Source organism: Pseudomonas ogarae (genome assembly GCF_014268695.2).
Lineage (GTDB): Bacteria > Pseudomonadota > Gammaproteobacteria > Pseudomonadales > Pseudomonadaceae > Aquipseudomonas > Aquipseudomonas kilonensis.
In genome coordinates this window covers 5257447-5270769 of the sequence record NZ_CP077086.1, presented here as the reverse complement: position 1 = coordinate 5270769, position 13323 = coordinate 5257447, and the positions used below count along the sequence as shown (strand labels likewise).

13 protein-coding genes and 1 pseudogene are annotated in these 13323 nt (G+C 60.6%); 4 read left to right on the top strand and 10 right to left on the bottom strand.

All coding sequences use genetic code 11. From position 1 onward, the window contains the following. The first annotated feature begins 107 nt into the window (after positions 1–107). Complete coding sequence (locus tag HU749_RS23185) at positions 108–1121, top strand: flagellar protein MotY (RefSeq protein ID WP_186650403.1); 1014 nt, start codon at positions 108–110, stop codon at positions 1119–1121. A gap of 127 nt (positions 1122–1248) precedes the next feature. Continuing rightward, positions 1249–2466, top strand: a complete 1218-nt coding sequence (locus tag HU749_RS23180; RefSeq protein ID WP_003204943.1) for an argininosuccinate synthase — start codon at positions 1249–1251, stop codon at positions 2464–2466. Positions 2467–2782: 316 nt separating this feature from the next. Here HU749_RS23180 and HU749_RS29710 read toward each other — a convergent pair. Beyond that, positions 2783–3040 (bottom strand): annotated as a pseudogene (locus HU749_RS29710) (hypothetical protein); the annotation flags it as partial. A gap of 471 nt (positions 3041–3511) precedes the next feature. Between HU749_RS29710 and HU749_RS23170 the strand changes: the two are divergent. Beyond that, complete coding sequence (locus tag HU749_RS23170; RefSeq protein WP_014339875.1) at positions 3512–4138, top strand: response regulator transcription factor; 627 nt, start codon at positions 3512–3514, stop codon at positions 4136–4138. Between the two features lie 55 nt (positions 4139–4193). Here HU749_RS23170 and HU749_RS23165 read toward each other — a convergent pair whose 3' ends face one another. From HU749_RS23165 to metG, 8 genes are all read right to left on the bottom strand, one after another. Next, on the bottom strand, positions 4194–4376 hold the full coding sequence (locus HU749_RS23165) for a PA3496 family putative envelope integrity protein (RefSeq protein ID WP_014339874.1): 183 nt from the start codon (positions 4374–4376) through the stop codon (positions 4194–4196). 107 nt (positions 4377–4483) lie between these two features. Then, on the bottom strand, positions 4484–5122 hold the full coding sequence (nth, locus tag HU749_RS23160) for an endonuclease III (RefSeq protein WP_046062599.1): 639 nt from the start codon (positions 5120–5122) through the stop codon (positions 4484–4486). Beyond that, positions 5119–5652, bottom strand: coding sequence for an Rnf-Nqr domain containing protein (locus tag HU749_RS23155; protein ID WP_186650407.1), 534 nt, complete (start codon positions 5650–5652; stop codon positions 5119–5121). Before HU749_RS23155 ends, nth begins: the two co-directional genes overlap by 4 nt. Further along, positions 5645–6256 (bottom strand): RnfABCDGE type electron transport complex subunit G, encoded by a 612-nt coding sequence (locus tag HU749_RS23150; RefSeq protein ID WP_095961847.1) that lies wholly within the window; start codon positions 6254–6256, stop codon positions 5645–5647. The genes HU749_RS23155 and HU749_RS23150 overlap by 8 nt, the downstream gene beginning before the upstream one ends. After that, complete coding sequence (locus tag HU749_RS23145; RefSeq protein WP_186650410.1) at positions 6253–7239, bottom strand: RnfABCDGE type electron transport complex subunit D; 987 nt, start codon at positions 7237–7239, stop codon at positions 6253–6255. The genes HU749_RS23150 and HU749_RS23145 overlap by 4 nt, the downstream gene beginning before the upstream one ends. Beyond that, a complete protein-coding gene (gene rsxB, locus HU749_RS23140; RefSeq protein WP_186650413.1) occupies positions 7226–8257 on the bottom strand; it encodes an electron transport complex subunit RsxB in 1032 nt (343 codons plus the stop codon). Before rsxB ends, HU749_RS23145 begins: the two co-directional genes overlap by 14 nt. Beyond that, complete coding sequence (locus HU749_RS23135) at positions 8254–8826, bottom strand: Rnf-Nqr domain containing protein (protein ID WP_079303507.1); 573 nt, start codon at positions 8824–8826, stop codon at positions 8254–8256. Before HU749_RS23135 ends, rsxB begins: the two co-directional genes overlap by 4 nt. 130 nt (positions 8827–8956) lie before the next feature. Further along, a complete protein-coding gene (gene metG / locus HU749_RS23130) occupies positions 8957–11002 on the bottom strand; it encodes a methionine--tRNA ligase (RefSeq protein ID WP_046062593.1) in 2046 nt (681 codons plus the stop codon). A 343-nt stretch (positions 11003–11345) separates the two neighbouring features. Between metG and apbC the strand changes: the two genes are divergently transcribed. Further along, positions 11346–12440 (top strand): iron-sulfur cluster carrier protein ApbC, encoded by a 1095-nt coding sequence (gene apbC, locus HU749_RS23125; RefSeq protein WP_014339866.1) that lies wholly within the window; start codon positions 11346–11348, stop codon positions 12438–12440. Positions 12441–12548: 108 nt separating this feature from the next. On the opposite strand, the gene HU749_RS23120 is transcribed toward apbC, so the two are convergent. Beyond that, on the bottom strand, positions 12549–13307 hold the full coding sequence (locus HU749_RS23120) for an SDR family oxidoreductase (RefSeq protein WP_003204919.1): 759 nt from the start codon (positions 13305–13307) through the stop codon (positions 12549–12551). Between the last annotated feature and the right edge of the window lie 16 nt (positions 13308–13323).

Sequence of the window (13323 nt, the reverse complement as noted above, 5' to 3'; positions counted from 1 at the left end):
CTTACCGATAGCTCCTACAGGTGTGCCACGAATCCGTGCAGTGCCCCGGACAGGCGTCATACCCCTGGTATGCGTCGATCTTTGTATAAAAGTCAGTGGAGCCTCCCGTGCGCCAGCGTTATCTAGCCTTGCTCAGTGTGTTTGCCAGCCTCCCCGCCATGGCGCTCACTTTCCAGACCCGTCTGGAGAGCATTGAGTGGACGGTCGAAGGCGACAAGTTCGAGTGCCGGCTGAGCCAGCCGATCACCGATTTCGGCAGCGGTGAATTCGTGCGCCGGGCGGGCGAGCAGGCCACGTTCCGCCTCAAGAGCTATAACCCGATGCTGGGCGGCGGTTCGGCCACCTTGCTGGCGGCGGCTGCACCGTGGCAACCGGGGCGGGGCGATATCAACCTGGGCTCGGTCAGGATCGGCAGCGGCGATGTGCTGTTCGACAGTTCCCAAGTACAGGCAGGCCGACTGATCAGCGGATTGATGGAAGGTCGCAGCCCCGTGGTTCGACGCAACACCGAGGATGGGCGCGTTTCTGAAGTCCGGCTGCTGCCCGTGCGCTTCAACAAGGCGTTCAACGATTACCAGGGCTGCGTGGCGAAACTGTTGCCCAAGAACTTCGAACAGATCAAGCAAACCCAGATCGGCTTCCCCGGCGAGGGGATTGAGCTGGACGCTCGGGCCAAGGCCCAGTTGCAGGTCATGCTCGACTTCATCAAGGCAGACCCGAGCGTCAATCATATCGAACTTGATGGCCATTCCGACAACAGTGGCAACCGCCTGACCAACCGTGAGCTTTCTCGCCGCCGTGCGCTGGCCGTCATGGACTTCTTCAAGGCCAACGGTTTCCAGGAGTCCCAGTTCACCGTGCGCTTCCACGGCGAGCGTTATCCGCTGGTCGCCAATACCAACGCAGCCAATCGGGCCAAGAACCGTCGTGTCGTCGTAAAACTGGATCGGGTCGCGGCCACCCAGGCCCCGGCTCCACAGCCGCCAACACCAGCGGCAACACCAGCGGCAACACCAGCGCCGCCTGCCGTGGCGCCCGCTGCTGCGCCGGGCAAGACGGCGGCGCCGGTTGCCCCGGCCAAGGCGGCGGTGCCTGCTACGGCGGCTGCGCGCACTTCCTGATCCCGCCGGATCGTCGCGCAATCGACATAATCTGTCGCTTCGTCGTCATAAGCTGTCGCGCCCCTGTAAATTATCCGCGCTGGACGTTAGACTTCACGGCTTTCCGTACAACCCGTGGAGTGATGGCATGGCGGACGTAAACAAGGTCGTTCTGGCGTATTCCGGCGGCCTGGACACTTCGGTGATCCTCAAGTGGCTGCAGGACACTTATAACTGCGAAGTGGTGACCTTCACCGCTGACCTGGGACAGGGCGAAGAAGTCGAGCCTGCACGCGCCAAGGCTCAGGCCATGGGCGTCAAAGAGATCTACATCGATGACCTGCGCGAAGAGTTCGTCCGCGACTTCGTGTTCCCGATGTTCCGCGCCAACACCGTTTACGAAGGCGAGTACCTGCTGGGTACCTCCATCGCCCGTCCGTTGATCGCCAAGCGCCTGATCGAAATCGCCAACGAAACCGGCGCCGACGCCATTTCCCATGGCGCCACCGGCAAAGGCAACGACCAGGTGCGCTTCGAGCTGGGTGCCTATGCTCTCAAGCCAGGCGTGAAAGTCATTGCCCCGTGGCGCGAATGGGACTTGCTGTCCCGTGAAAAACTGATGGACTACGCCGAGAAGCACGCGATTCCGATCGAGCGCCACGGCAAGAAGAAATCCCCGTACTCGATGGATGCCAACCTGCTGCACATCTCCTATGAAGGCGGCGTGCTGGAAGACACCTGGACCGAGCACGAAGAAGACATGTGGCGCTGGACCGTCTCCCCGGAGAAGGCTCCCGATACCCCGCAATACCTGGAACTGACCTATCGCAACGGCGATATCGTCGCACTGGACGGCGTTGAGATGAGCCCGGCCACCGTGCTGGCGACCCTGAACCGCATCGGTGGCGAACACGGCATCGGTCGTCTGGACATCGTCGAGAACCGCTATGTCGGCATGAAGTCCCGTGGTTGCTACGAAACCCCGGGCGGCACCATCATGCTGCGCGCCCACCGGGCGATCGAGTCGATCACCCTGGACCGCGAAGTGGCTCACCTCAAAGACGAGTTGATGCCCAAGTACGCCAGCCTGATCTACACCGGCTACTGGTGGAGCCCAGAGCGTCTGATGCTGCAACAGATGATCGACGCCTCCCAGGCTCACGTGAATGGCGTGGTACGCCTGAAGCTGTACAAGGGCAACGTGATCGTCACCGGGCGCAAGTCCGACGAGTCGTTGTTCGATGCCAACATCGCGACCTTCGAAGAAGACGGCGGTGCCTACAACCAGGCTGACGCGGCAGGCTTCATCAAGCTTAACGCCCTGCGCATGCGCATCGCGGCGAACAAGGGTCGCAAGCTGTTCTGACCCTGGCGATATGAAAACGGCCTGCCATGAGCAGGCCGTTTTTTTTGCTCCTCTTTTTTGTGGCCTTTGCTGCGGCGCTGCCCTCGGTCGCTCATTCATCCTGCCCATGCGTTGCCAGGCCTGCGTTGCTGTAGATGACGTACACGACGATGCTGGCTTGCTTCAAATGTCTTGATCGACAGGTTTCGATCGGGCGTTTCGATTGGCTGCATACGATACAAAGGGTGTCTGGTTCGCGCCTGCGTCGATGAAGACGTATCACCAGCAGCTCCTTGACGTCGTCCGCCCGACGTAGCTGTCGCTTGCGTCGACAGGGCGAATCATCCATGGTTTTTATGAAGTGTTTGTTCTTGCGAAAATCCGAAGGTGAATACAAGGAACGATAATTGAAGTTGAGCGTTATGAAAAAAAGCAGCAATAGATAAAAAGGAAAGCTGATCAGGAACCACAGATAATATTCACGGTCCTGGTCATCCAGAAATGGCAGCGAAATCGCTGCGGAAGTTTCGGACAAAGTTGCAAATATGGCGATGAGGGTCATGGGGTTGGTTATAGTCTTCAAAGGTTTGTTCATGGTTAATGCTCATGGAATACTTGTGCTCGGTAAGTGGTTTGAAAAGTGCTTGTTCCATGCCGAATAAAATATAGGCACAGTCGCAATGGCTGCCCATGTTGGATGTCGGGCGCCTGAGTGCGTTTTATATATGAATTCTCCTGCCTTAAGTGAGTGAAAGGCAGTTTTAACAGTAAATAATTCAGTTACTTTCTATGAGTGAAGAGCTTTTCAAGGGGCTGTCCACGGATGGGCGTGACGGTGAAAGAACGCATTGTTCATAGGGTTACCTGATTGTTAAGAAAGGTCATTCCTTCTCTGTAAAAAAATTCATGACACATTTTTTCTTGGGTGATTCGTAGGAATTTTCTGTATAGCTTGTAGGTTCTGTCTCTCGGTGCGAGCGTTCAGGGGGGGGCAGCATGCCAAGGTAGAAATGACTAGGCTATTGTGCGTGCTCTAAAAATTCGAACAGCGAAGTTGGATTTGCCCATGAATAAAGTGCTGATCGTGGATGATCATCCCGTCATTCGTCTTGCTGTACGTTTACTGATGGAGCGTCATGGTTATGAAGTCCTTGCCGAAACCGATAATGGCGTCGATGCGTTACAACTTGCTCGCGAACTTATGCCCGATATCGTCATTCTCGATATCGGTATTCCGAAGCTGGACGGGTTGGAAGTCATTGCCCGCCTGACGGCCATTCCTTCACCGATGAAGGTATTGGTGCTGACTTCCCAGGCACCGGGACATTTTTCAATGCGCTGCATGCAGACGGGGGCGGCCGGGTATGTATGCAAGCAACAGGACCTTACCGAATTACTGAGTGCAATCAAGGCAGTACTGTCAGGTTACAGTTACTTTCCCAATCAGGCATTGCATACGGTGCGTTCGAGTCTGGGCAATGCCAGTGAGTCCGATATGGTTGATCGATTGTCGGGGCGGGAAATGATGGTCTTGCAACAACTGGCACGCGGAAAGACCAACAAGGAGATTGCCGATGGAATGTTCTTGAGCAACAAGACCGTCAGTACCTACAAGACGCGCCTGTTATTGAAGCTCAATGCCCGTTCGCTGGTCGACCTGATCGAACTGGCGCAGCGCAATGGGTTGGTGTGAGTTTTCGGGTTGCGCGTACTCAGTAAAAAGCCTCCATAAGGGAGGCTTTTACGTGTCAGAGGTCAAAGTCATAATCGGCCAATTGCTTCTGCAGACGGCGCTCTTCCAGCAGGTTATCAATGGTGCGGCGCTTGCTCAGGTTGGTTTTCGCCACTTCCACGACCACAGGTTCGACGTCGTCGGACTCAACGGCGATGAATTCGTCTTCCACATCCAGTTGTTCTTTGCCAGCACTCATGGGTTCGACTCCAGGCTAAGACTGCCATTGGCGCTCCTTATATCGATAAACCACGGGCGGGTAAAAAAGATTTTTTCAATCGATGGATCGATAAAAGCAATAGCGCCTCAATCGTCGGAGGTCTTGTGCTTGTATTCGCATAAATCTTCGATTCGGCAGCTGCCGCAGCGGGGCTTGCGCGCCAGGCAGACGTAGCGTCCGTGAAGGATGAGCCAGTGATGGGAGTCCAGCAGGAATTCCTTGGGGACGAACTTCATCAATTTCTTCTCGACCTCCACCACGTTTTTGCCGGGGGCCAGTCCGGTGCGGTTGCTGACCCGGAAAATGTGGGTGTCGACCGCCATGGTCAACTGCCGAAACGCGGTATTGAGCACGACGTTGGCGGTTTTGCGGCCGACGCCCGGAAGGGCTTCCAGCGCTTCGCGAGTCTGCGGGACCTCACTGCCGTGGCGCTCGATCAGCAGGCGGCAGGTCTCGATCACGTTTTTGGCCTTGCTGTTGAACAGCCCGATGGTCTTGATGTATTCGGACAGCCCCTCGACGCCCAGGGCATGGATCGCCTCCGGCGTATTGGCCACCGGGTACAGTCTGGCCGTGGCTTTGTTGACGCCGACGTCGGTGGATTGAGCCGACAAGATGACCGAGATCAGCAGCTCGAACGGCGAGGAATAGGCCAGTTCGGTTTTCGGTTCCGGGTTGTCTTCGTGAAAGCGACGAAATATTTCCAGGCGTTTTGCGGCGTTCATGGGCGCGGCGTTTCCTCAGCGGATGAATGGGGTCTGGCGGCCATCCCGGCTTGTCGGGCCGCCAGCAGCAGCCCGAGCAGAATGAACCCGCCGGGGGCGAGCAGGGCCAGGGGCAGGCCGCTGCCGATCAGCCCACGCACGGCGCCCAGGCTGATCATCAAGAGGCCAAACAGCCCGGCCAGTCTGAGGCGTTCGGGCCAGCGAGATTCAACGAAGAAGCCTTCCTGCTCCAGCGCTACGCAACTCAGGGCGATCCAGCCAACGTAAAGGCTCAACGGTCGATACAGTTCCAGCGCCCAGGCCTGGACGACAAGGCCCGTGCAGGTGGCCAGGGTCGCGGCCAGCACGATGGAGGCGAGCAGTCGTTGACAGGCTGTCAGGCGTTGCCGGACAAGCCCCATTGCCAAGCCATGGCTGAAAAGAACCAGGGCCCAGGCCAGCCATAACCCCAGCGCGCCAACCAGCGAATCGCTCGCGCCGATCAACGGGACGAGCAGCAGGCCGTGTGTCAGTCCCCATGGTTTATTCATTCGCGGCCACCCCCATCAACTGAGCCTTGTGCTCGTCGAAGTAACGCAGCGCATCGTGAACAGCCTGGAGCACCGCTCGGGACGTCACTGTCGCGCCTGCCAGTTGATCGAACTGGCCCTGGTCCTTTTTCAAGGCCCAGCCGCTGTCATCAGGTGCCTGGCGTGATTTACCCGTGAAGGTCTGCAACCAGGCGTTCGGCCAGTCGGCAATCGCCGCGCCCAACCCGGGTGTCTCGGATTGGCGCAGGGTTTTGACGCCCAGCAACCGGCCTTGTGGATCGATGGCAACCAGCAATTCGATGCTGCCTTCATAGCCCAGCGCCTGGCTACGCAGCAGCACGGCGCTGGGCTGGCCGCTGCGAGTCGCCAGGTAGCCACCCAGCAGCGTGCTATGGGGCAGGGGCGCTGAGGCTGTGACAACGGGGTGCGCCAACGGCTGGTTATCATAGTGGTCGGTGGGCAGTACCTCGAGCAAGGCCCTGTTCGCCAGCGCTTGCTGCTGGGCCTCGATACGCCCGGCGGTGCCGAGGTGCGTGAGGTAAGTGGCACCGATACCCAGGCCGATCAACAAGGTCAGGATTGCCACGCCGAGGGGATTGTTCATGTCAGTGGCCGCCGTTGTCGCGCTTCGGCAAACCGGTCCAGTGCCGGCACGCCGAGGTTCATCAGTAACACCGCGAACGCCACGCCGTCCGGGTAGCCACCCCAGGTGCGTATCAGATAGACCAGCAATCCCATGCCCGCGCCAAACAGCAGACGGGCGAGAGGCGCCTTGGCACCCGAGACCGGTTCGGTCGCGATAAAAAACGCGCCGAGCATGGTTGCGCCGCTGAACAGATGAAACAGCGGCGAGCCATGGGAGTCGGACCCCGAACCGTTCCAGCACAGCAGGCTGACGATGGACAGGCTCACCAGCATCCCCACCGGTGCATGCCAACTGAACACCCGTTGCTGCAGCAGAAACAGACCGCCCGCGAGGAAGGCCAGGTTGACCCATTCGGCACCCCGGCCACCGAAACGCCCGAACGCCGGATCGTTGGCGAACAGTTCATCGACGGTCAGGCTCGTGTTGATTCGCAGGCTGTCCAGTGCGGTCGCCCCGGCCCAGGCATCGGGTGCCGGATGAGTGCCGAACACCTGTTGCAAGCCTTCGGACAACCCCACGCCGTGGAGCGCCGGCCATTGACTCATCTGGGACGGAAACGCCACCAGTACCAAGGCGTATCCGAGCATCGCCGGGTTGAACGGGTTGCTGCCGACGCCGCCCCACAGGTGCTTGCCCAACAGCAAGGCGCAGGCGACCGCCGTGACGGTCAGCCACCAGGGGCAATAGGCTGGCAAGGCCAGGGCCAGCAGCGTGGCGCTGACCAGCGCGCTGCCATCGTTGAGCTCGGGCTTGAGTGGCCGGCGCCGTAAACGCAACACCAACGCTTCGACTGCCAGCGCAGCGAGGCCGGACAACAGCAGGTTGAGCGCCACGCCCCAGCCCTGGAACCACAGCAGCGCCAGCATGCCGGGCAGTGTCGCCAGCAACACCCGCGTCATTGCTTGGCGCAGCCGTTCGTCCACTGGCTCAGGAAGCGGCATGGGCGTCCACCTGGCGTTCGGCATCCTTCACGGCTTGTTCCAATGCCTGCAGTTGTTCATCCGATGCCTTAGCTGCCCGGGCTTTGCTGAGTTCGGCGCGGCGCATCGCCAATTGGATCTTGGCTCGCTTCAGCTCGGCGCTTTGTGCCGGTGCCGGTGCCGGGGCTGGGGCGGTCGGTGGTGCAGTGTTTTCCAGTTGCGCCAGGGCCTGTTCGGCCGCTTCGAACTGACGTTGCAGCACGATCAGTTGCGACTGTTGCTCGAAGGTTGGCGGGTGGCCGAACGCCTTCAAGGATTTGTTCAACTGCGCCCGGCTCATGGCCAGGTCGACCTTGGCTTTTTTCAAGGCGGCATCGGCGGTGGCGGCTTTTTGCGCGCGTACGCGCTCCAGTGCGGCTTGTACGGGATCGAGTGCCGGGTCCTGGCTCTGCTCCTGGGTCTTAGCCTGGGCCGCCCGTTGGGTGCGAGCCAGGCGTTCGGCCTGGCGCTGCTCTTCTTCGCGGCGTAGGCGCGCATTGCGTTGTTCGAAGCGGCGTCGGGCATGATTGCGCTTGGCGGTTCGCGCCTGTTGTTCTTCGGTGCTGAAGGCCAGGCCGCCGACGATCGGCAGCACGGTCGCCGTCGGCAGAGGACGCATTTCGATGCAATCGACCGGGCAGGGCGCCACGCACAGATCACAGCCTGTGCATTCGTCGATGAGGACGGTGTGCATCAGCTTGGCGGCGCCGACAATCGCGTCCACCGGACAGGCCTGGATGCACTTGGTGCAACCGATGCATTCGGCTTCACGGATAAAGGCGATTTGTGCCGGGGCCACGCCGCGGCTGGTGTCCAATTCCAGCACCGGTATTTTCATCAGCTCGGCCAGGGCAGCGATGGTTTCGCGCCCCCCGGGCGGGCATTTGTTGATCGGCTCGCCCTGGGCGATGCCTTCGGCGTAGGGCTTGCACCCGGGATGGCCGCACTTGCCGCATTGGGTCTGCGGCAGCAGGGCGTCGATACGTTGAATCAGGCTCATGTTTTGACCAGCCCACGCAATCCGAGAAAGGCCACCGCCATCAGTCCGGCGCTGATCAACTGAATCGGCAGGCCCCGAAAGGGCAGGGGAATATCATTATTGAAGGTGCGCTGGCGCAGATCATCGAACAGGCTCAGCACCAGCCAGAACCCCAGCCCGGCACCCATGCTCAGGGCGATGGCGTGGCCCAGGCCTCGGTCATCCTGGCCGTTGAGCAGCGTGACCCCGAGTATGCCGGCATTACCCAGCAACAGCGGCCACAACCCTTCGAACGGCATTGCCGGCAGCCAGCGTGCCAGCAGGCGCAGCAAGGGCTTGATCAGCAATACGCTCAAGGACAACCAGACCAACAGGCGCAGCGAGACCAGATTCGTCGGCAACAGCAGGCCATGATCGATCAGATGGCCCAGGGTGCCGACGATCAGCATCAGGCATGCCGTCGCCAGGCCCAAGGCGTGTACCTGTCTTCTACCGTTGGCCGCCAGCAGTGGATCGACGCCCAGCGGCCAGTGCAACACCAGGTTGTTGATCAGGGCAGCGCTGAACAGCGTGAGGACGATTTCGGTCATGGGTGTATTGGCGACAAAGGGCCTGTTACAAGATTAGGCATTATCCGGCACGCCGGGGGCGTGGGCCAGATATGAAAATCCCACAGCCACCTGCAAGGCGACTGTGGGATCGGTGCAGCAAGCGGTCGCGTTACTTGATCCGCTGGCCCGGCTTGGCGCCGCTGTCAGGGCTCAACAGGTAGATTTCCTCGCCGCCAGGGCCTGCCGCCATCACCATGCCCTCGGAGATGCCAAAGCGCATTTTGCGCGGCTTGAGGTTGGCGATCATCATCGTCAAGCGGCCTTCAAGCTTGGCCGGGTCCGGGTAGGCACTCTTGATGCCGGAGAACACGTTGCGTTGCTCGTCGCCGATGTCCAGGGTCAGGCGCAGCAGCTTGTCGGCGCCTTCGACGGCCTCGGCCTTGACGATCAGCGCCACGCGCAGGTCAACGGCGGCAAAGGCGTCGAATTCGATTTCCGGCGACAGTGGGTCCTTGGCCAGTTCGCCGTTCCCGGCAGGCGCACCGGTGTCGGTCTGGCTGGCGGCCAGGTCTTCCTTGGAGGCGTCGGTCATGGCTTGCACCTTGGTCGCGTCGATACGAGTCATCAATGGCTTGAACGCGTTCAACTGATGGTTGCTCAGTAGCGTCTGGTGATCGTTCCAGGTCAGTGGCGCGACGTTGAGGAATGCCTCGGCATCGGCGGCCAGCAGCGGCAATACCGGCTTGAGGAAAATCACCAGTTGGCGGAACAGGTTGATGCCCAGGGCGCAGATCGCCTGGACTTCGTCCTGTTTGCCCTCCTGCTTGGCCAGCGACCAGGGCGCCTTGTCGGCGATCCAGGCATTGGCGCGGTCGGCCAGGGCCATGATTTCGCGCATGGCACGGGCAAAATCGCGGGACTCGTAGGCTTCGGCGATGCTTGGCGCGGCCGCCAGGAAGGCGTCGGTCAGTTCCGGCGCGGCATTGCCGGCGACCAGGACCCCGGCGTTGCCCTTGTGGATGAACCCGGCGCAACGGCTGGCAATGTTGACGACCTTGCCCACCAGGTCGGAGTTGACCTTCTGCACGAAGTCTTCGAGGTTCAGGTCCAGATCGTCGACGCCGCGGCCGAGCTTGGCCGCGTAGTAGTAACGCAGGTATTCCGGGGACAGGTGGTCCAGGTAGGTCCGGGCCTTGATGAAGGTGCCGCGGGACTTGGACATTTTCTGGCCGTTGACGGTCAGGTAGCCGTGGACATTGATGCCCGTCGGCTTGCGGAAACCGGCGCCTTCAAGCATTGCCGGCCAGAACAGCGCGTGGAAGTTGACGATGTCCTTGCCGATGAAGTGATACAGCTCGGCGGTGGAGTCCTTGCCCCAGAACGCGTCGAAGTCCAGCTCCGGCGTGCGGTTGCAGAGGTTCTTGAAACTCGCCATGTAGCCGATCGGTGCGTCCAGCCACACGTAGAAATACTTGCCGGGCTCGTCGGGGATCTCGAAGCCGAAGTACGGCGCATCGCGGGAAATGTCCCACTGCTGCAGGCCGGCATCGAGCCATTCGGCGATCTTGTTGGCGACGGCGTCCTGCAGGGTGCCGCTGCGGGTCCAGGCTTGCAGCATCTGCTGGAAGTCCGGCAGCTTGAAGAAGAAATGCTGGGAGTCCTTGAGCACCGGCGTCGCCCCGGAAATCGCCGATTTCGGGTCTTTCAGGTCGGTCGGTGCGTAGGTGGCGCCGCATTTTTCGCAGTTATCGCCGTACTGGTCTTCAGTGCCACATTTCGGGCAGGTGCCCTTGATGAAGCGGTCGGCCAGGAACATTTTCTTTTCCGGGTCGAAATACTGGGTGATCGAACGGGTGGCGATGTGCCCGGCGTCACGCAGCTTCAGGTAGATCTGGCTCGACAGCTCACGGTTTTCTTCGGCGTGAGTGGAGTGGAAGTTGTCGAAGTCCACCAGGAACTCGGCAAAGTCGGCGCTGTGTTCGGCCTGGACGTTGGCGATCAGTTGTTCCGGGGTGATGCCTTCCTTTTCCGCGCGCAGCATGATGGCCGAACCGTGGGCGTCGTCGGCGCAGACATAAATGCATTGGTTGCCGCGATGCTTCTGGAAGCGCACCCACATATCGGTCTGGATGTACTCCAGCATATGGCCGAGGTGAATCGAACCATTGGCATAGGGCAGGGCGCTGGTGACGAGGATCTTGCGTGGCTCGGACATGGGGCTCGGCTACTTGATGAAACGGAGGTCGGCCACTATAAAGCGCCAGCGGCTTTTTTTCACCCTTCGGGGCTGTTTCGGGATGCATTGCCGGGAGCGACGCAAGGATTAAGCCTGGCACAACTTGCGGCGAGGGGATTGTGGGAGCAAAGCTTGCTCGCGAAACCGGCGCCTCGATTTCTGAAAGACCGCATCGCCTGCATCGCGGGCAAGCCTTGCTCCCACACAGCGGGAGCAAGCTCCCTAGCCACAAGAGCATTCGTCGCCCTTAATCGGGTCGCCACAAAAGCATGCGCGGCGTAGGATAGCGGCCTGTTTTCAAGTCTTGCTATCGGAGTTGCCCATGAGCGCCGTCAATCGCGCAGCGGTGGAAGCCGTCCTTCGCCAGTACACCGACCCCTACCTGAACCAGGACCCGGTCAGCGCCGGATGCGTGCGCGCCATCGACATCCAGGGCGATCGCGTCAGCGTCCAGCTGGAAATCGGCTACGCCGCCGACCTGTTCAAAAACGGTTGGGCGCAGATGCTGCAAATGGCGATCGAGGCCCTGGACGGGGTGAGCGCCGCCAAAGTCGACATCACCAGCGTGATCGCCGCCCACAAGGCCCAGGCGCAGGTCCCGGGGCTGGCGAACGTCAAGAATGTGATCGCCGTGGCCTCGGGCAAGGGCGGCGTGGGCAAGTCCACCACCGCGGCCAACCTGGCCCTGGCCCTGGCCCGTGAAGGGGCGAAGGTCGGGATCCTCGATGCAGACATCTACGGTCCGAGCCAGGGCATCATGTTCGGTGTTGCCGAGGGCACCCGACCGCAGGTCAAGGACCAGAAGTGGTTCGTGCCGATCCAGTCCCATGGCGTGGAAGTCATGTCCATGGCCTTCCTGACCGATGACAACACACCGATGGTCTGGCGCGGGCCGATGGTTTCCGGTGCCTTGCTGCAACTGGTCACGCAAACCGCCTGGGGCGACCTGGATTATCTGGTGATCGACATGCCACCGGGCACTGGCGATATCCAGCTGACCCTGGCGCAGAAAGTCCCGGTGGCCGGTGCGGTGATCGTCACCACGCCTCAAGACCTGGCCCTGCTGGATGCACGCAAGGGTGTGGAAATGTTCCGCAAGGTGAACATCCCGGTGCTGGGTGTGGTGGAGAACATGGCCGTGCACATCTGCTCCAATTGCGGACATGCCGAGCACCTGTTCGGCGAAGGTGGCGGGGAAAAACTGGCGACCCAGTACGGCGTCGAATTGCTGGCTTCGCTGCCGCTGTCGATGGTGATCCGCGAACAGGCCGACGGCGGCAAGCCGACGGTCATCGCCGAACCGGACAGCCAGATCGCCATGGTCTATCAGGAACTGGCCCGCCATGTGGGCGCGCGGATCGTGTTGCAGGAAGCGGCCATGCCGGCGATGCCGAACATCACTGTCAGCGACGATTGATCAGCTGAAATGCAATCTAATGTGGGGAGCAAGCCTGTAGGAGCATAGCCTGTAGGAGCATAGCCTGTAGGAGCATAGCTTGCTCCCACATTTTGTTAGGCGGTGGGTTTAGATCCGCAACCCGCCATCCATCTCCAGGATCCGACCGGTGTAATAGTCGTTCTCGAAGATATACGCCGCCGAATGCGCAATCTCCTCAGGCTTGCCCATGCGCTTGAGCGGGATCCCCGAGGTCATTTTTTCCAGGGCCTCGGGCTTCATGCCCAGGGTCATCTCGGTTTCGATGAAACCCGGTGCGATGCCGGCGACACGTATGCCGTAGCGCGCCAGTTCCTTGGCCCAGGTCACAGTGGCGGCAGCCACACCGGCCTTGGCGGCCGAGTAGTTGGTCTGGCCGACGTTGCCGGCGCGGGAGATCGACGAGATATTGATGATGGCGCCGCTGTTCTTCAGCTCGACCATTTTCGCTGCCACTTCACGGGTGCACAGGAATACACCGGTGAGGTTGACGTCGATCACGGCCTGCCACTGGGCCAGGCTCATCTTGGTCATTTCGCCGTCCTTGACCTTGAGCAGCAGGCCGTCACGCAGGATCCCGGCGTTGTTGATCAGGCCGTGGATCGCGCCGAAGTCCTCGGCCACCCGGGCGACCATGTCGCTGACCTGCTCCTCATTGGCAACGTTGCACAGGTACGCCCGGGCTTCGACGCCCTTGGCTACACACGCGGCAACCGCCTGGTCGAGTTTTTCCTGGTTGAGGTCCACCAGGGCGAGCTTCGCGCCTTTGCCCGCGAGATACTCGGCCATGGAGCGGCCCAGGCCCTGGCAACCGCCGGTGATAATGATTACTTTGTCAGTGAGTTGCATGCTCATGTCCAGATGG

Coding starts and splice junctions, on each gene's coding strand:
- metG (WP_046062593.1), bottom strand. CDS start 11,002: ATGTCCGAGCCACGCAAGATCCTCGTCACCAGCGCCCTGCCCTATGCC.
- HU749_RS23145 (WP_186650410.1), bottom strand. CDS start 7,239: ATGCCGCTTCCTGAGCCAGTGGACGAACGGCTGCGCCAAGCAATGACG.
- HU749_RS23165 (WP_014339874.1), bottom strand. CDS start 4,376: ATGAGTGCTGGCAAAGAACAACTGGATGTGGAAGACGAATTCATCGCC.
- HU749_RS23180 (WP_003204943.1), top strand. CDS start 1,249: ATGGCGGACGTAAACAAGGTCGTTCTGGCGTATTCCGGCGGCCTGGAC.
- apbC (WP_014339866.1), top strand. CDS start 11,346: ATGAGCGCCGTCAATCGCGCAGCGGTGGAAGCCGTCCTTCGCCAGTAC.
- HU749_RS23170 (WP_014339875.1), top strand. CDS start 3,512: ATGAATAAAGTGCTGATCGTGGATGATCATCCCGTCATTCGTCTTGCT.
- HU749_RS23150 (WP_095961847.1), bottom strand. CDS start 6,256: ATGAACAATCCCCTCGGCGTGGCAATCCTGACCTTGTTGATCGGCCTG.
- rsxB (WP_186650413.1), bottom strand. CDS start 8,257: ATGAGCCTGATTCAACGTATCGACGCCCTGCTGCCGCAGACCCAATGC.
- HU749_RS23155 (WP_186650407.1), bottom strand. CDS start 5,652: ATGAATAAACCATGGGGACTGACACACGGCCTGCTGCTCGTCCCGTTG.
- nth (WP_046062599.1), bottom strand. CDS start 5,122: ATGAACGCCGCAAAACGCCTGGAAATATTTCGTCGCTTTCACGAAGAC.
- HU749_RS23120 (WP_003204919.1), bottom strand. CDS start 13,307: ATGCAACTCACTGACAAAGTAATCATTATCACCGGCGGTTGCCAGGGC.
- HU749_RS23135 (WP_079303507.1), bottom strand. CDS start 8,826: ATGACCGAAATCGTCCTCACGCTGTTCAGCGCTGCCCTGATCAACAAC.